The 16,737-nt window shown below is 41.1% G+C and carries 11 protein-coding genes and 11 tRNA genes; 10 read left to right on the forward strand and 12 right to left on the reverse strand.

Features of this window, described 5'->3' with window-relative positions; all coding sequences use genetic code 11:
* Genes PSH41_RS15695 through PSH41_RS15705 form a run of 3 tightly spaced genes read right to left on the reverse strand, consistent with a single transcriptional unit; the run spans position 1 to position 2,527 of the window.
* Positions 1 to 399 (reverse strand): DoxX-like family protein, encoded by a 399-nt coding sequence (locus PSH41_RS15695; RefSeq protein ID WP_273589959.1) that lies wholly within the window; start codon positions 397 to 399, stop codon positions 1 to 3.
* Positions 386 to 1,408: a M48 family metallopeptidase gene (locus PSH41_RS15700; protein WP_273589958.1), complete on the reverse strand. Its 1,023-nt coding sequence runs from the start codon at positions 1,406 to 1,408 to the stop codon at positions 386 to 388. Before PSH41_RS15700 ends, PSH41_RS15695 begins: the two co-directional genes overlap by 14 nt.
* A gap of 9 nt (positions 1,409 to 1,417) precedes the next feature.
* Complete coding sequence (locus PSH41_RS15705) at positions 1,418 to 2,527, reverse strand: YjgN family protein (protein WP_273589957.1); 1,110 nt, start codon at positions 2,525 to 2,527, stop codon at positions 1,418 to 1,420.
* A 162-nt stretch (positions 2,528 to 2,689) separates the two neighbouring features.
* On the opposite strand from PSH41_RS15705, the gene PSH41_RS15710 reads away from it, so the two are divergent.
* The 7 genes from PSH41_RS15710 (at position 2,690) to msrB (ending at position 11,553) form a co-directional block, all read left to right on the forward strand.
* Positions 2,690 to 3,421 carry an RNA methyltransferase gene (locus PSH41_RS15710; protein ID WP_248444011.1) on the forward strand — a complete coding sequence of 244 codons (732 nt, stop codon included), beginning with the start codon at positions 2,690 to 2,692 and terminating at the stop codon, positions 3,419 to 3,421.
* 67 nt (positions 3,422 to 3,488) lie between these two features.
* Positions 3,489 to 6,884, forward strand: coding sequence for a chromosome segregation SMC family protein (locus tag PSH41_RS15715; RefSeq protein WP_273589956.1), 3,396 nt, complete (start codon positions 3,489 to 3,491; stop codon positions 6,882 to 6,884).
* Between the two features lie 72 nt (positions 6,885 to 6,956).
* Positions 6,957 to 7,712, forward strand: a complete 756-nt coding sequence (zipA, locus tag PSH41_RS15720; RefSeq protein ID WP_004588864.1) for a cell division protein ZipA — start codon at positions 6,957 to 6,959, stop codon at positions 7,710 to 7,712.
* Between the two features lie 72 nt (positions 7,713 to 7,784).
* Entirely contained in the window at positions 7,785 to 9,803 is a 2,019-nt protein-coding gene (ligA, locus tag PSH41_RS15725) for an NAD-dependent DNA ligase LigA (protein ID WP_273589955.1), read from the forward strand.
* A gap of 9 nt (positions 9,804 to 9,812) precedes the next feature.
* On the forward strand, positions 9,813 to 10,319 hold the full coding sequence (locus PSH41_RS15730; RefSeq protein ID WP_248450699.1) for a DUF2919 domain-containing protein: 507 nt from the start codon (positions 9,813 to 9,815) through the stop codon (positions 10,317 to 10,319).
* 11 nt (positions 10,320 to 10,330) lie between these two features.
* Positions 10,331 to 10,771: a hypothetical protein gene (locus tag PSH41_RS15735; RefSeq protein ID WP_024034163.1), complete on the forward strand. Its 441-nt coding sequence runs from the start codon at positions 10,331 to 10,333 to the stop codon at positions 10,769 to 10,771.
* 341 nt (positions 10,772 to 11,112) lie between these two features.
* On the forward strand, positions 11,113 to 11,553 hold the full coding sequence (gene msrB, locus PSH41_RS15740; RefSeq protein WP_064384881.1) for a peptide-methionine (R)-S-oxide reductase MsrB: 441 nt from the start codon (positions 11,113 to 11,115) through the stop codon (positions 11,551 to 11,553).
* A gap of 56 nt (positions 11,554 to 11,609) precedes the next feature.
* On the opposite strand, the gene PSH41_RS15745 is transcribed toward msrB, so the two are convergent.
* The 9 genes from PSH41_RS15745 to PSH41_RS15785 all read right to left on the reverse strand — a co-directional run bounded on the left by PSH41_RS15745 (position 11,610) and on the right by PSH41_RS15785 (position 15,356).
* On the reverse strand, positions 11,610 to 13,250 hold the full coding sequence (locus tag PSH41_RS15745) for a response regulator (RefSeq protein WP_024034162.1): 1,641 nt from the start codon (positions 13,248 to 13,250) through the stop codon (positions 11,610 to 11,612).
* A gap of 838 nt (positions 13,251 to 14,088) precedes the next feature.
* A tRNA-OTHER gene (locus tag PSH41_RS15750) sits at positions 14,089 to 14,182 on the reverse strand.
* Positions 14,183 to 14,241: 59 nt separating this feature from the next.
* Positions 14,242 to 14,317 (reverse strand) — tRNA-Val (locus tag PSH41_RS15755).
* Positions 14,318 to 14,362: 45 nt separating this feature from the next.
* Positions 14,363 to 14,438, reverse strand: a tRNA-Val gene (locus tag PSH41_RS15760).
* 33 nt (positions 14,439 to 14,471) lie between these two features.
* Positions 14,472 to 14,547: transfer RNA gene (locus tag PSH41_RS15765), tRNA-Val, on the reverse strand.
* Positions 14,548 to 14,596: 49 nt separating this feature from the next.
* Positions 14,597 to 14,672, reverse strand: a tRNA-Val gene (locus tag PSH41_RS15770).
* A 150-nt stretch (positions 14,673 to 14,822) separates the two neighbouring features.
* Positions 14,823 to 14,898: transfer RNA gene (locus PSH41_RS15775), tRNA-Val, on the reverse strand.
* A 161-nt stretch (positions 14,899 to 15,059) separates the two neighbouring features.
* A tRNA-Val gene (locus PSH41_RS15780) sits at positions 15,060 to 15,135 on the reverse strand.
* 145 nt (positions 15,136 to 15,280) lie between these two features.
* A tRNA-Val gene (locus PSH41_RS15785) sits at positions 15,281 to 15,356 on the reverse strand.
* Positions 15,357 to 16,304: 948 nt separating this feature from the next.
* Between PSH41_RS15785 and PSH41_RS15790 the strand changes: the two genes are divergently transcribed.
* The 3 genes from PSH41_RS15790 to PSH41_RS15800 all read left to right on the forward strand — a co-directional run bounded on the left by PSH41_RS15790 (position 16,305) and on the right by PSH41_RS15800 (position 16,709).
* A tRNA-Ala gene (locus PSH41_RS15790) sits at positions 16,305 to 16,380 on the forward strand.
* Between the two features lie 36 nt (positions 16,381 to 16,416).
* Positions 16,417 to 16,492, forward strand: a tRNA-Glu gene (locus tag PSH41_RS15795).
* 141 nt (positions 16,493 to 16,633) lie between these two features.
* Positions 16,634 to 16,709, forward strand: a tRNA-Glu gene (locus PSH41_RS15800).
* Positions 16,710 to 16,737: the final 28 nt, after the last annotated feature.

Raw genomic sequence — 16,737 nt, forward strand, 5'->3', positions numbered from 1 at the left:
TTAGAGGTGTCGATTATTTTGCAGCTTAATTTCTTTTAACCAAATAAAACTTAAGCCAATCAGCGGCAGGTTAGTTGTTACTGGATTAAATGCTTCAATGAGTAATTGTGGCTGCATTACTACAACCGCTAACAAAAGCCCTAAAAGCGCTAAAATATTTAAAATAACGATGTGCTTATTTTTATAAAACACTAATAAGCATAATCCAAATATAATTTCGCCAATCCCCGCAGAACGTGTAATTAAGTCAGACACTTCTGCTGAAAAACCCGCACTACCAGTCATTAGTTTTTCAAGCGGGACAATATGATAAAGCTTTGGAAAAAAGCCGTGGTATACCCAACTCAGCCCCACAATATAGCGAGCAATTTGTATATAACCGGGGTTATTTCTTCGCATTGTCTATTCGCTCTTGTGCGCTTGGGTGGCTAGATAAATATTCGAGCAAATTATTTACCTTTTCAAGGTGTTCGTTTTCGCTGGTGTGCGCGCCTTGTAATGCTTCAATGGCATCGGCAAAGTCGTTGCTTGAATACCCTAAATGCTCAAGTTGAATGAGTGCATAGCTATCTGCCTCGCGCTCCATATCACGAGAAAACCCTTGCTGTGCAAAAGATGCCCCCGTACCAAGTACCACTTCTGCTATGCCTTCTAAATCGCCAAATATAACTGCAAGTACAATGGTACTGGCTGCCGATTGAGCAGTCATGCGTACGCTATGCTGGTGGACTACGTGGCCAATTTCGTGAAGTAATACGGCTTTTAGTGCGTTGGGTTTATCGGCTAATAAATTTGCTAACTCATCGGTTACGACAATACGCCCGTGGGGCATTGCAAACGCATTCGCTCCAAAGGCCTCTGATTTATAAAACGATAACCTATAAACCGATGGCTCAAGCGAGAGCGCATTAAGCATGGTATTAAAGTGTTGTTGTACTTTAGTTTGTTGCTCATTAGGCAGCTCACTGTCATCAAGCGCGAGCTTTTCAATTAGGGTAAAGCTTTGTTCACCCATTTGCTCTACTACACTTCGCGGCAGAGTATCAACACTGTAAACAGCAATAGCGGGCACAACTTTATAAAGCATTAACCACATAAAAAGCGGTGTAAAAATAACGGCCGCGATAATAGCCCATTTACTTTTTTCAAGGCGCTCTAGTAGGTCATGCTTATTTGCTTTAAAAGGCCAGCGATAATTTACATCAGTAGGAATAAAGCGGCTGCCATCATTAAAATTTAGTTCATCAGCAAGCCCAGCTAGGCCAGAGGTGAGTGTTATATCGCTTATTGCATGGCTTGAAATAAGCTGGTCATCGTAGCTAATCTCAACACAGGTGTCGCTAATGCTAGCGACACCTTGCTGGTAATTGCTTGATGCCTTGGGGAAGTAATGTCCCTGTACGTGCATAATAAGCTCTTAGGTTAGCGATAGGTCAATATCAAATACATTGGCTGCTTCTTCAGCAAACGATGACTGCTCTTGTTGCGCGCTATCCACTAAATTTAGCGCACTAGGGTAAATATTAACGGTTGTAACCTCGGCAAGCATTCTCGATGTACGCACTTTGGTCCACGGGTAGGCAAGCCCTAAAGAAAACACGATTGCCAGCATATTGGTTAATAGTAATATGGCAAAAGGAATAGGCTTAAGCTCTGATTTAAATGATGCTACGTCTTCAAATTGACTGTTATCAAAAATATGGTTACGAATAGCCGCAGCCCACACAGCGGTTACTATCGCAATCATAAATACGTAAGCAATCATTAATCCACCAAACATAATGCCCATTTTGGCTGGATCTTGTGCAGCTTGTTGGTTTTCTACATTCATTAAATCAAGCCCAAATAAGCCTAATACAGCCATAAATATCACCATAGTGATAGAGCTCACCACAAAGCAAATAAGGGCGGTTAAGTAGTAGGTTTCACCTTTAAGGTTTACGGTTAATGGCGTGTCACCGTAGCTAATATTGCTATGTATGTACGTGTCGATACGTTTTAAAACATACGGCATTAATAAATAAAGGGTAAAAATACTGGCAATAGGTAAAAGAATAAAGTTAATGAAGGCTTCGCCGTAATCGCCTTTAAATGCAAAGCGTACATTACGATGACGGGTCATACGCATATTAAAGCGCAGGCCTTGGTTAATAATCCACGGCATTAAAAAGATAAAAGCAACCGCAAATAATAAGCCTACAAGGGGAAAAAAGCTGCTACCAAAGGAGTAAATTAAAAATACAATAACCGCTAAAATACGGCCTTTTAAAATTTGCATCGGGGTGGCTAAGTAGTCAAAGCTGTGTCCGTCAATGCGGGTGTGACCATAAAAGTATCGCATTGTGCGCACTTTTGCCCAAGCCGAGTAAATACCTAAAGTAAGTACGCTCAGTAAAATATTGACTATCCAAATACCAAAAAACTCACCGCCTTTACCGCTAAACTGTACTTTGCCGCTAAAAATAGGGGCAGCAGGTTCACTTACTGCAGGGGTGGTTTCTGGGGGAGTAGGGTGTATTGATTCCATTAAAATTATATCCATGTTGTTTTTTTGTTAATTTACCTAAATTTGGTGCAAAGCTCAATCTTTAATAGCCTTACAGCCTACAATGGCGCTGCTTTTAATATATGTGGTGCTGCACTTTAAATCATCTCTGGTATACTAGGGCGATAATTTTATGGGGCTGTTATGATTTCAAAAAACCAACTCAAGCTTATTCGCCAACTTGGCCAAAAAAAGTACCGAAAGCAATATAATCAATACCTTGTACAAGGTGAAAAAAACGTACTTGAGTTGTTAAACAGCCCATTAAAGGCGGTTGATATATTTGCAACACAGGCGTTTATAAATACTCACCAAAACCAGTTTCCACATGTAGATTTTACGCCAGCAGAAGAAGAGTCGCTGACTAAAGCCAGTACCTTAGTGAGTAATAACGCGGCCATTGCAGTGGTTGATATGCCAAAGGCTGATTTACCTAATAATACCGGCTTAATATTGGCGCTTGATGGAGTTTCTGATCCGGGCAATTTAGGCACTATTATCAGAGTTGCCGACTGGTATGGCATTAAACATATAGTAACAAGTACCGACAGCGCCGATGCTTACAACCCTAAAACAATTAGCGCTACCATGGGTTCGTTTGTCAGAGTGTCGGTAAGCCAAGTAGAGCTACCTGAATACTTACAAACATTAAATATGCCTATTTATGGGGCATTTTTAGATGGGCAAAGCGTACATACAACGGACCTTAGCGCAAAGGGTGTATTGCTTATGGGCAGTGAGTCGCATGGCATACGCGAGCAGTGTGCAAAATTAGTAAGCGACAAAATAACCATACCGGCTTTTGGTGAGGCAGAGTCACTTAATGTGGCAATGGCCACAGGTATTATTTTAGATAACTTTAAACGCCAAGCTTAACTTTTTAACTGTTTATGAGTTAAATTGTTTGTAAGTAATAACAATAATAATCGGTAATAACAATAAGATGCGCTTAAGCACTATTAAATTAGCGGGCTTTAAATCGTTTGTAGAGCCCACTAAAATTCCATTTCCTGATCAAATGACGTGTGTTGTTGGGCCTAACGGCTGTGGCAAATCAAACGTGATTGACGCTGTGCGATGGGTGCTTGGTGAAAGCTCAGCTAAAAACTTACGTGGCGATGCCATGACCGATGTTATTTTTAATGGCTCAACTAATCGTAAACCAATCTCGCAAGCCTCAGTAGAGCTTATTTTTGATAACACCCAAGGTGATTTACCTAATACATTTGCCGACAGAAACCAAATAGCGATTAAGCGTTTAGTAACACGCGATGGCCAATCGTTGTACTTTTTAAATGGGAGCAAATGTCGTAAGCGCGATATTACCGATATATTTTTAGGCACCGGGCTTGGCCCGCGTAGTTACGCAATTATAGAGCAAGGGATGATCTCGCGTTTAATCGAGAGCAAACCTCAAGAGCTGCGCGTATTTTTAGAAGAAGCCGCGGGTGTGTCTAAATACAAAGAACGCCGCCGCGAAACGCAAACCCGAATTAAAAGTACCCGCGAAAACCTTGAGCGTTTACTTGATGTGCGCAAAGAATTACAAGCGCAACTAGATAAACTGGCTGTGCAGTCGGTTGATGCGAAAAAATACCGCGATTTAAAAGCGCAAGAGCGTACCTTAAAAGGCCAAGTAGCTGTATTAAAATGGCAAAAGCTGCATCAACAACAGCTTGAAAAAAGTGAGCAAATCAAAAAGCTTAATGAGCAAATCGCCTTTTTTAAAACGGCTCACTCAGGCCACGACGATGTGCTTGCAAGCTTAGAGGCTCAAGTAAATGCAGAGCAAGATGCGCTTAACGATGCGCAGCATCAGCAACACGTTACCCACACAGAGTTGACCCGCGCCGAACAACAACACATTAATATTAAACAGCAAACGCAAACACTTAAACAAAGTGTGGTTAAGCTTGAACAGCGAAAGCTGCAAAGTGAAGCGCTAAAAACACAGCAGCAAAATGTGTGTGAGCAGTTATCTGTGAGCCACCAAGAGATAAGCGAGTACAGTTTAGAGTGCAGCGAACAAGTTGAAGAGCTTACCCTTACGCTTGCAGATTTAGCTGATGAAAAAAATAAGCACACAGCCGCGTGGCAAAGCCTTAATCAACAACAACACGCGCTTAATAATAAAGTACAGGCGCAGCAAAGTAGTGTTAAGCAAACAGAGCAAGCCTTAACCCATGTAAACGCACAGCTAAGCCAACTAAATAGCCAAATTGACGATATTAAAAGTAGCCAATTAGAGCAGCAACTAGCCGAGCAACAAAAATACAAACAAACCCTAACTCAAGAGCTTGCCAGTAAGCAAACGGCGCAAACACACTGCACCGCAGCGCTTAAAGAGCAAACCGATTTAGTAAATGACGCTGAGCAGCAACATCAGCAAAGCTTACAGCACGTTAATGAGCTAAAAGCTCGCATTGCTGGGCTTAAAAGCAGTTTAGGGATTGAAGATGACAATAAGCAGCACACTTTATTTAATCAATTACAGGTAAAACCAGGGTTTGAACATATAGTTGAACAGGCACTGCAAACGCTTGAGCACCTAAACGTAGCTGATGTGCAAAGCAACAATAGTGTGTGGCCGCATAAAAGTGAAATACCAGTCAATAGCGTTGCGGCGTTGATTACTGAGGGTGTTTATCCAGATTTATTGACCCGTATTGCGTACAGCGAAAACGCTGAACTCGCTGCGTTAAATGATACGTTTTATATTGCGGTTATGGATAAAAGCGGTGCTTTACATGCTCGAAACTGGCACCGTAGCGCAGACAAAAACGCCGAAAACTCACAACTTTTAAAACACACACAGTTAAAGCAAAAAACAGCGAGCTTAGTAGAGGCCGAAAATACCCTTGCAAGGGATTTTGAGAGTCTTAATGCGCTAAAAACACAGCAGCAAAAGCTGAGTGATGAGTTAGCGGTACTTAAAAATGCAATTCATCAATTAGCACAAAACATTGCCGTGGCCACTACGCGCAGCGACATGTTAAAAGAGCAAGTAGCACAATTTTTACAGCAACTAGAAAAGTACCAGCAACAAAAGCGTGCATTAACCACTGAACAATCACAATTATTAAAAACGCGCGATGAGCACAACAGTGCGCTTGAAGTGTTACATCAACAGCAACATAATTTAGCTGACGAACTGGCAAGCGCCGACGCTGCTTGCACACGCAGTAATACTGCATACAGCCAAGCTGCAGCTACACTTGAGCAATATAAAACACAAGCGCATCAAGCCACGTTAAAAGAGCAAAAAGCACACAGTGAGTGGCAGCTTAGTCAAACAAAGCTTAATCATGCTGAGCAAGAACTCATGAGTGCGCAAGAAGAAGCGCAAGAGCTGCAATCGCAAATGGAAGCGTTGCTAATACCCGAGCAAGAGCTCACTGAGCAAATAGCACAGCTTTTAATAAAACATCAGCAGGGCGAAGCTAGCTTGGTCGCGTTACAAAAAAAGCTTAACGAGGCAAAGCAAACACTTATAAGTAAACAAGCCAGCCTTAAGCACTCTCAAGGTGAGCTGACAGGTTTGCAAGAACAACATCAAAAGCTAAGCATTGAAGAGCAAAGCCTAATTATAAAAGCGCAGGCAGCACTTGAGCCGCTTGAAGAATTAAAGCAAAGTTTAAAAAGTGTTTTAGATACACTACCTGATTCACTGAGTTTAAATGCAGCGCAAAATCAGATCAGTGGGCTTGTGCATCAATTAGATAAGCTAGGTCCAGTTAATTTAGCCGCAATAGATGAGTTTGAACAAGCTAAAGAGCGCAGTGATTATCTGAATAATCAACTTGAGGATTTAACCAAAGCGCTAAATACGCTTGAAGGGGCGATTCGTAAAATTGACAGCGAAACCAAAACACGCTTTAAAGCTACCTTCGATCAAGTGAACAACGACTTTGCCGAGCTATTTCCAAAAGTATTTGGTGGTGGTAGCGCGTATTTAGAATTAACCAGTGACGATTTACTCGAAAGTGGTGTTAGTATAATGGCACAGCCACCAGGTAAGAAAAATTCGACAATTCATCTGTTAAGTGGTGGAGAAAAAGCGCTGAGCGCATTATCATTGGTGTTTTCTATATTCAGGCTCAATCCAGCTCCATTCTGTATGCTGGATGAAGTAGATGCGCCGCTTGATGATGCTAACGTGGTACGTTTTTGCCGTTTGGTTGAAGAAATGTCACAATCGGTGCAGTTTATTTATATTAGTCATAATAAAATTGCGATGGAAATGGCAGGGCGTTTAACTGGCGTTACCATGGCAGAGCCAGGCGTATCACGCATGGTAGCAGTAGATATAGAACAAGCAGTGCAACTTGCACACACATAACAGTTTATTTTAAGCGTATTAGTGTTAATTAATACACGGGTTTAGGCATAACAAATAATAAAAGGTGAGGGGATGGCCGAAGAACTAAGATTGGTTTTAATTGTGATCAGTGTACTTGTCATAGGTGGCTTATTAGTACATGGTTTATGGTCAGTTAGAAAAAAAGACAGCCCAGAGGTAGCGCCTTCAGAGCGGGTTGAACCAATGCAAGATACACCTTCGCATACACCAGTTGAACCTAAAGAGCCGGTTGTTGCCCAGCGAGATGAGCCGCAATTTGGTGAACTAAACTTTGATGCAAACGAGCCGCAAATAGATACTAGCGTGGCGCAAACACCCATTGAAGACGACCTGCAAGTAGTTCAAGAGCCAGAGCTAGAACCAGAGCCAGAGAGCGAAAAAGAAGCGCCAGCAGATGTGTCTGACTTTGTTATTGTGCATATTCAAATGCCTGAGGGGCTGAGCATGCAAGGCAGTAAGTTATTGCCTGCAGTAAATACCTTAGGATTTAAATATTCAGAAGAAGGCTTTTTTAATCGCCACATAGACCCTGCAGGGCAAGGTCCAGTGTTATTTAGATTAGTAAATATGTATAACCCAGGTACGTTTGATATTGATAATATGGAACAGTTTAGTACCGCAGGGGTTAGCTTATTTATGACTCTACCTTGTGAAGGCGACGGGCTAGCTGCTTTTAATATGTTACATAGCGCAGCTAAGAAAATTGCCGATGAATTTGGTGCACAAATTTTAGATGCCGAGCGTGAAGAAATGACCGTTGAGCGCGTTCGTCAATATGTTGAGCAGGTTCGTGCATTTTCTGCGTAATTTATACGCACACATTATTTTTATTAAGCCACTTACCTAAAAGTGGCTTTTTTTATGTTTTTTGAGGTTTAAATGTCTAGCAGCATTAGTGAGCAAATTAATCATCTTCGTAGTACGTTAGAGCAACACAACTACAATTATTATGTCCTTGATACACCCAGTATTCCTGATGCAGAATACGATAGACTATTGCGCGAGTTAAGCGCCCTTGAAAGAGAAAACCCAGAGTTTTTAACGCCAGACTCACCCACTCAAAAGGTCGGAGGCGCTGCGTTGAGTAAATTTGAACAAGTTGCTCACCAAGTGCCTATGTTATCGCTTGATAACGCCTTTAGTGAAGAAGAATTTAGCGCCTTTAACCGCCGTATTAAAGAGCGTTTAATGAGCCAAGATGAGCTCACTTTTTGTTGTGAACCCAAGTTAGATGGCTTGGCTGTGTCGATTATTTACCGTAATGGTGTGCTTGTGCAGGCCGCAACTCGTGGCGATGGTTTTACTGGCGAGAATATTACACAAAATGTAAAAACAATCCGTAACGTGCCCCTTAAGCTGCGTGGCGATTACCCCGCAGAACTTGAAGTACGTGGCGAAGTATTTATGGATAGCGCAGGGTTCGAAAAGCTAAACAGCGAAGCCGAAAAACGTGGCGAAAAAGTATTTGTAAATCCTCGAAATGCAGCCGCAGGTAGCCTACGCCAGCTTGATTCAAAAATCACCGCTAAGCGCCCGCTAATGTTTTATGCGTATAGCACAGGGCTGGTGGCCGATGGCACAATCCCTGAGGATCACTACCAACAATTGGCAAAATTAACCGATTGGGGTTTACCGCTGTGCCCAGAAACAAAGTTAGTTGAAGGTACGCAAGCGGCTTTAGATTACTACAGTGATATTTTAACGCGCAGAAGCGAGCTTAAATATGAAATTGATGGTGTAGTAATTAAAATAAACCAAAAAGCCTTACAAGAGCGTTTAGGGTTTGTTGCACGTGCGCCGCGCTGGGCAATTGCTTATAAGTTTCCTGCGCAAGAAGAAATAACCCAGTTACTTGATGTAGAATTTCAGGTTGGTCGCACAGGCGCAATAACGCCGGTAGCGCGTTTAGAGCCTGTATTTGTAGGCGGTGTTACGGTATCAAACGCAACGCTGCACAATGGCGATGAAATAGCCCGTTTAGGCGTAAAGGTAGGCGATACAGTAATTATACGCCGCGCCGGCGATGTTATTCCGCAAATTACACAAGTAGTACTTGAGCGACGCCCAGATGATGCACGCGACATTGTATTTCCTGCCAGTTGCCCCATTTGTGACTCACACGTTGAAAAAGTAGAAGGCGAGGCCGTGGCTCGTTGTACCGGTGGCTTAGTGTGCCAAGCTCAGCGTAAACAAGCGATAAAGCATTTTGCATCACGCAAAGCGCTTGATATAGATGGCTTAGGCGACAAAATAGTTGATCAGCTGGTTGATAGAGAGCTGGTAAAAACCCCCGCAGATTTATTTATATTAAAACAAGGTCACTTTGAGTCACTTGAGCGTATGGGCCCTAAGTCGGCTAAAAACTTAGTGGATGCGCTTGAAGTTGCAAAAACAACGACGCTTGCAAAGTTTTTATATTCGCTGGGTATTCGTGAGGTTGGCGAGGCCACAGCGCAAAACTTAGCAAATCATTTTTTAACACTTGAAAAGGTAACCCAAGCCAGTATTGAAAGCCTTACACAAGTGAGTGATGTAGGGGTTATTGTAGCAACTCATGTTCGTGGCTTTTTTGATGAGCAACATAATGTAGATGTAGTTAATGCTTTAATTGAACAAGGCATTAATTGGCCAGCGCTAACGCCGCCTTCAGAGGATGAGCAACCCTTAGCTGGGCTAACCTATGTATTAACTGGCACTCTTAATACTTTAAACCGAAACGATGCTAAAGCACGCTTACAACAGTTAGGTGCAAAAGTAGCCGGTAGTGTGTCGGTTAAAACAGATGCATTGGTGGCGGGCGAAAAAGCCGGCTCTAAATTAACTAAAGCACAAGATTTAGGCATAGACATACTTAGCGAAGACGACTTAATTGCACTGTTTGATAAGTACAATGCTTAGGGTAATAAAATGAGCCGATATGGACCCGAGTACTGGGATAAATACGGAAGTTACCGTACGCCAATTGCATTTCATCTGAGTTTATTGGTGTTACTACGTGCGTATTTTATTTGGGTTATAGCGGCGCTGAGTCGTCGCCCTGAGCTTGATTTAATGTCGCTATTTTTTAAATCTAAAAACGATTTTTTTATCGCAATTTCGATTGGCGCTATTGCGATAGTGCCCACTTTTTTATTTTGCTTAAGACGCCCGCGCGACTCTCATAAGCAAAGTGCGCGTTTAGCGATGGTGTGGCGCTACATGCGCTGGCCGCTACTTGTGTGTGCAATAACCGACTTAAGCTGGTTAACAATACAAGCTGCACATAGTCATTACAGGTTTTCACTGTTTTTAGCTGTGCAAATGGTGATTGTGTTTTGGGTAATGTGGTACTTGGCAAAGAGTCGTTATTTGCAGGTGTTTTTTAACGATTGGCCAGAGCCTACCGAAAAAGCAGATGATAAAAACGCTAAATAAAAGGGAGCTAAATGGATAACATTAATAAAAAAATTGCCATTGTAGTGCTTGGTATTGGCATTATTTTAGGCGCTTTGGTGTTGTTTACATCGTTAACTGATCATATTTGGTTTTCTGCCGTAATAGGATTATGGTTATTTGTGTTTTGTTCGTGTTGTTACAGGCTGACACCCGCCTTTAAAAAGCGCAATACGCTTGATAATTTTATTCAGCGCGATGCACAGCACTTAATGTTATTTAGCTTGGCAGGTTTCTTTGATAAAAAATTTGGCCCGCAATGGCTTGTTATTGGCAACATTGAACATATAGAAAGTAAGAACGATGAGCTTATTATTCATAGCAATAACGAGCGACAATTTAGTGTAAGTTTACCCGCACAAAAAAATGACATAGACGCCTACATGAAGCGCATACTTTCAGATCACGAAAAGCAAACTATTCGCTTTAGTTAGGGGCTGTTGAACTTTGCGGATTAAAGTTTGTTCAAACTAGGGGCTATTTAATCGCGGCGCGAAGTTTGTAACCTAGTGGGCTAAGTAAAAGCTGAGCAAAGCTTCCGCGTCCTGCTCACGCCCTTTACCTACATCCATGTAGGCAACAAAGAGTAAATAGCCCCTAGGAAGAACCCGTTGGGCAGCGCCTGTTTGGCATTAATGCTACGTTATCGCCCAATTATGGGGAATAACCACACTGCATAGGCTCTGCCTTGCCTAAATACCAAACAGACTGCTGCAAATTTAACCTTAAAAGATCAACAGACCCTAATCACTTATTAATACCGAAGGAGGCTATTATGCTTACTTGGAATGATGTTATAAATTTTGCCAATAATGGCAACCCTACGCCACGCGAAAAGGTTGTAAAAACAGACGCGCAATGGCAGGCAATGCTAAGTGATGAGCAATATTATGTGGCACGTAAAAAGGGCACAGAACGCCCTCACAGCTCACAAAGTTGCACATTACTAGAACCGGGTAAATACGCGTGTGTATGTTGCGATAATTTACTTTTTGATGCCGATGAAAAGTTTGATAGCGGCACAGGCTGGCCATCATTTACGCAGCCTGCAACTGTCGATGCAATTGGTTATGTGAACGATTTAAGCCATGGTATGCAGCGCGTTGAAGTGGTGTGTAATGTGTGTGATGCACACTTAGGGCATATTTTTCCTGATGGGCCAGCACCGTCGGGTTTGCGCTACTGTGTAAATGCCGCTGCAATGAAAAAGCTTTAATTATATAGTTAGTTTCCAATCTAGATAAAATAGCTATTTCTAGTCGCTAGTTAGCGCTAGGGGGATTGAATATCGAGTTTCATTTCTTTTGCCATATGCAAAATTTTATCTAATCGCTGCGACTGATCTGGCTGCAGTGTAGAGTTACTCAAAAGGGCGTAACACTTTTTAGCAATAACCAAGTTAAAAGTGCCGCCTTTTTGTTTTGTCGAATCAAACAAACACTGTAATAAATTAAGCGCAATGCTTGGGTTACGCGGCATTACTCTAAATGCTTGCGTAAACGCCTCTAACGCCGTATTTAATTGCCCTCTATTAAATTGAGTTACTGCATGGTTGTTAAGCTCTTTAGGGCCCATTTTAATGTCACGACGCTCACTTTGCTGCTGTTGAATGTAACGCAGGTAAGTTGTATCACTCATATTGGGGTGGCGCTCACAATGGCTAATTATTTGGCTAAATAATGTTTGTGCTTTTTGATGAAAACCCAGCTCGTGAAACGCTTTTGCTTTATCAAGCGCCCCATCTACAGAGCGTATTAACGTATCGTCATCGTCGAGTTGCTCTATCAAGCGCTTGGCTTTTTGGTGCTCGTCTTTTAAATAGTGCAAACGCGCATTAAGTACATCAATTTGAGATTGATTTGCGTTGTTAGGAAACTGCTTTTTTAAATCATTTATGTATTTATTAGTTTGACGCGAAATACGTTGTATTTGGTCTGTTTGATCTGTGGTTAAAGCAAAGTCTATACCGGCACGGGCAGCATTGAGATAGATGTCGGGGCTGTCATGAATAGAATGACGCGCATAGCTGGCTATGTCTTTTTGGGTTAAATAGCTTTTTTCGTAATCGTGGTTTATTAACGAAACATTGCTTAACGATTTTTGTCTTTGGATGTTACGTGGCGCGATATCGACTGCTTGGCTTAAAAAATCTTGCGCCAATTCAAATTGGTTTAGTTTTATTTCTAATCGGCCGAGTAAATCCAGTGCAACTAAACGTGTTTCATGGCGTTCAAGCATGGTTTTTAACATGCGCTGAGCAAGAATATGCTCATTATTAGCAATCAGGGCTTCTACTAAACCAACTTTGGCCCAGGCAAATTTTTGTATGTCTAGCACCGAGGTAAAAAAGTCTTTAGCTTCTTCACTGCGGTTTAGCCTAAGCAATGCATCTCCTTTTAAGCGAAGGAGGATAGGGCTGTATATATTGTTTTTTTTATTTAAAGCGGCATCGATTACTTTTATTGCTTTAGAGTCGTTGCCATCATCTACTAAGGTATAAATGCTCTGAAGCTCATTTTTACGTTTTAGAATACGCTCAATCCGCGTTTTTAACTCTTGTACCGTAAATGGCTTTACCAAAAAGTCGTCGGGTTGAAGCTCTAAAACGCTATGCACTAGCGCACCACTGGTTTCTGCAGAAATAAAAATAAACGCAGTGGAGTTTTTTATCAGTTGCTTAACACGGAGTTCTTCGTAGAGTTGGTAGCCGTCTTGGTGTTTGCTTAAATTAAACGAACATACAATTAAATCAAATTGCTCAGCCAAACATTGCTCTTTTGCTGCAATTGCATGATCGGCAAAGTGCAACTGCCGAAAGCCAAGCCTTTCTAGCGACTGTTTCATATAGCTTTGAGCGAGGGGCTGCTCTTCCACTATCAGTATTTTGGCTTTGGCGTAGATCTTAGTTGGCATTGGCTTACATGTTGTTTGATTTATCACAGACTATAATCAACAGTTTAGCTGCTTACAAGGGAATTTAACTATTAGCCGAGGTTATTAGAAGATTAAGTTATTTTCATACGTTTAGATGGCTTCATATTATCTTGGCCTTAGCGATTTAAAATCAATGTTTAATTAATAGGTAAAAAGCAGCTCTAAATGAGCGATTAACTATATGTTTGCTTATGACGCAGTTTATAACCCATATAGAACTTTACATGTTACAGATTAATCGTTTTGCAAAAGACAAATTAAGAGTGATATTTATGGAATTTTTTAACTTAGGTATTTTGAAGTGTTTACATGTGGTGGGTGATTACTTGGCTTGATACCAGTGACCCTCGCCATTATTTGTAAAAGGCGGCGATGCTCTCTTTTTTACAACTGGATTAATTACCCAAATAGGATTTTTATAATAATTATTCAGAAGAGTTTAGATGCTTTAGAAGTGTTTATATGTGGTAGGTGATTACTTGGCTTGATACCGGTAACCCTCGCCTTTATTTGTAAAGGGTGGCGATGCTCTCTTTTTCTTATAACTGAGTTAATTACCTTTATATAATTTTATAGGGTACAGATTAATCGTTTTGCAAAAGACAAATTAAGAGTGATATTTTTGGAAGTTTTTAACTTAGGTATTTTGAAGTGTTTATATGTGGTGGGAGATGGTTTAGCTTGATACCGGTAACCCTCGCCATTAATTGTAAAGGGCGGCGATGCTCTCTTTTTCTTACAACTGGATTAATTACCCAAATAGGATTTTTATAATAATTATTCAGAGGAGTTTAGATGCTTTAGAAGTGTTTATATGTGGTGGGTGATACTGGACTTGAACCAGTGACCCTCGCCATTATTTGTAAAGGGCGGCGATGCTTTCTTTTTTGTTACAACTGGATTAATTACCCAAATAGGATTTTATAATAATTATTAAGAAGAGTTTAGATGCTTTAGAAGTGTTTATATGTGGTGGGTGATACTGGACTTGAACCAGTGACCCTCGCCTTGTAAGGGCGATGCTCTCCCAACTGAGCTAATCACCCACATATAATAGGTATGACTTTATAAATTTAACGTTTTGTATAATTTGGTGGGTGATACTGGACTTGAACCAGTGACCCTCGCCTTGTAAGGGCGATGCTCTCCCAACTGAGCTAATCACCCAAATTATATATTTAATATGCACCATTCTAAGAATGGTGGGTCGTACTGGACTTGAACCAGTGACCCTCGCCTTGTAAGGGCGATGCTCTCCCAACTGAGCTAACGACCCATATTAAATTTTAAAACGCGACTATTAATATAATAATAGGCTTTATATGTGGTGGGTGATACTGGACTTGAACCAGTGACCCTCGCCTTGTAAGGGCGATGCTCTCCCAACTGAGCTAATCACCCACATATAAATTAAAACTCTACTATTAAAATAAATAGTACTGGACTTTAACCAGTGAACCTCGCCGTTACTTAGAAGTAGCGGTAATGCTCTCTTTTTTCTAACTGAGTAATGACCCATTTAGATTTGTGTAATATGCACCATTCTAAGAATGGTGGGTCGTACTGGACTTGAACCAGTGACCCTCGCCTTGTAAGGGCGATGCTCTCCCAACTGAGCTAACGACCCATATTACATGCTACTACCTGTATAGTATAGTACTGGACTTTAACCAGTGACCCTCGCCATCTTTTATAAAAAGCGGTGATGCTCTCTTTTCTTGTAACTGAGCTAACGACCCATATTACAATTTTAAAACGCGACTATTAATATAATAATAGATTTATATGTGGTGGGTGATACTGGACTTGAACCAGTGACCCTCGCCTTGTAAGGGCGATGCTCTCCCAACTGAGCTAATCACCCACATATAAATTAAAACGCTACTATTAATAATAGTACTGGACTTTAACCAGTGAACCTCACCTTCTTTTACTAAAAGCAGTGACGCTCTCTTTTCTAACTGAGTTAGCAACTTATATAGAATTTTAGATGTGTACACTTAATAAAGTGGTGGGTGATACTGGACTTGAACCAGTGACCCTCGCCTTGTAAGGGCGATGCTCTCCCAACTGAGCTAATCACCCACATCTAAACAACATTACATTGCTGCGTTGTTGTGGGGCGCTATTATAGATAGAGTTGCAAATGTGTCAACACTTGAATGATAAAAATGTGCTGAATGAAGGTTTTATAAACAGTGCAGGGTGGTTGGCGTTTACTTTATCATCAAATTTAAGTTGTTAGGGTAAATTAACAGCTGAATCTGAACTAAGTGACTGCCTTATTTTTACTTACAATAAAAAGCATTGCTTAAATAAGCTAATAAAAGGCGATGTTGAAATTGATACAGTAAGCGTGACGTTTTATCAAAAAGAAGATTTATGACTATATAAGGTTTTAAATTATTGAACTGGTATACGGTACTTTTTAAAAGGTAAGGGCATAAGCAGTTATCTGTATTGCCATTAGTGCGAATAAACTTTAATTAACGCCATGGGTTTTGGCACAATGACAACAAAAAAGAGCCTATTACCCAAACTGGAACATAGTGTTTAAAAACAGCACGAATTATTTGCTAGCACTTTTAACGACGGCCTAATTCACTTCAATTTTTATATGTGTGTACAAGCAACTTAAAAAGGGAAGGGTTGAGCATTTAATAATAAGGTTATCGAATAGAGCCCTCGCATTTTAATAACACACTTAAATGCGGGGTTTAGCCTTGGTTTTAGTACTTTTTTAACCCCAACTCAATTTGCATATAAATGTATACCTTTTATGTTAAACATTATTACTTCATCAACGAGGTATAAATAGATAATTAACCTGTTTATAGTACTGTGAGATGAAGTACAGGCCAAATTTTGTCGAAATTGTATTTTTTTGCATGTCTGATAGCCAGTTTGTTGAAAATTAAACCATTTAAATAAAGTGGCATAAAAAACTGTTGACTTTATTTTGGGGGGTGCATAGAATGCGCCCCGCACTCAGCGATACACAACGTGTTAAACACGTTAGGTATTAAAAGGTTTGGGGCTATAGCTCAGCTGGGAGAGCGCTTCGCTGGCAGCGAAGAGGTCTGCGGTTCGATCCCGCATAGCTCCACCAAATCTTTGTGCATGTCCTAGGGTAGCAGTTTTCTGTGTCCCCATCGTCTAGAGGCCTAGGACACCGCCCTTTCACGGCGGTAACAGGGGTTCGAATCCCCTTGGGGACGCCATCTAACAAATAGTTAGGCGTGGTTTTACCAAGAGAATAGCGTAACACTTAAAGCTCGAGTCTTTATGTGTATTAAACGTATTACCTTAGCACCTCATGATATGAGTTAAACTTATCAATTGTCCTAGTGACACTTTTTAGTGTCCCCATCGTCTAGAGGCCTAGGACACCGCCCTTTCACGGCGGTAACAGGGGTTCGAATCCCCTTGGGGACGCCACTTACTATTTATAGTAGGGTAGTGTTAT

The organism is Pseudoalteromonas sp. CST2 (assembly GCF_028599385.1).
Lineage (GTDB): Bacteria > Pseudomonadota > Gammaproteobacteria > Enterobacterales > Alteromonadaceae > Pseudoalteromonas > Pseudoalteromonas atlantica.

Excerpts from the sequence above, each read along its gene's own strand:
- msrB (WP_064384881.1), top strand. The coding sequence starts at position 11,113 with ATGCTTACTTGGAATGATGTTATAAATTTTGCCAATAATGGCAACCCT.
- PSH41_RS15700 (WP_273589958.1), bottom strand. The coding sequence starts at position 1,408 with ATGCACGTACAGGGACATTACTTCCCCAAGGCATCAAGCAATTACCAG.
- PSH41_RS15695 (WP_273589959.1), bottom strand. The coding sequence starts at position 399 with ATGCGAAGAAATAACCCCGGTTATATACAAATTGCTCGCTATATTGTG.
- PSH41_RS15730 (WP_248450699.1), top strand. The coding sequence starts at position 9,813 with ATGAGCCGATATGGACCCGAGTACTGGGATAAATACGGAAGTTACCGT.
- zipA (WP_004588864.1), top strand. The coding sequence starts at position 6,957 with ATGGCCGAAGAACTAAGATTGGTTTTAATTGTGATCAGTGTACTTGTC.
- PSH41_RS15705 (WP_273589957.1), bottom strand. The coding sequence starts at position 2,527 with ATGGAATCAATACACCCTACTCCCCCAGAAACCACCCCTGCAGTAAGT.
- PSH41_RS15745 (WP_024034162.1), bottom strand. The coding sequence starts at position 13,250 with ATGCCAACTAAGATCTACGCCAAAGCCAAAATACTGATAGTGGAAGAG.
- PSH41_RS15735 (WP_024034163.1), top strand. The coding sequence starts at position 10,331 with ATGGATAACATTAATAAAAAAATTGCCATTGTAGTGCTTGGTATTGGC.
- PSH41_RS15715 (WP_273589956.1), top strand. The coding sequence starts at position 3,489 with ATGCGCTTAAGCACTATTAAATTAGCGGGCTTTAAATCGTTTGTAGAG.
- PSH41_RS15710 (WP_248444011.1), top strand. The coding sequence starts at position 2,690 with ATGATTTCAAAAAACCAACTCAAGCTTATTCGCCAACTTGGCCAAAAA.
- ligA (WP_273589955.1), top strand. The coding sequence starts at position 7,785 with ATGTCTAGCAGCATTAGTGAGCAAATTAATCATCTTCGTAGTACGTTA.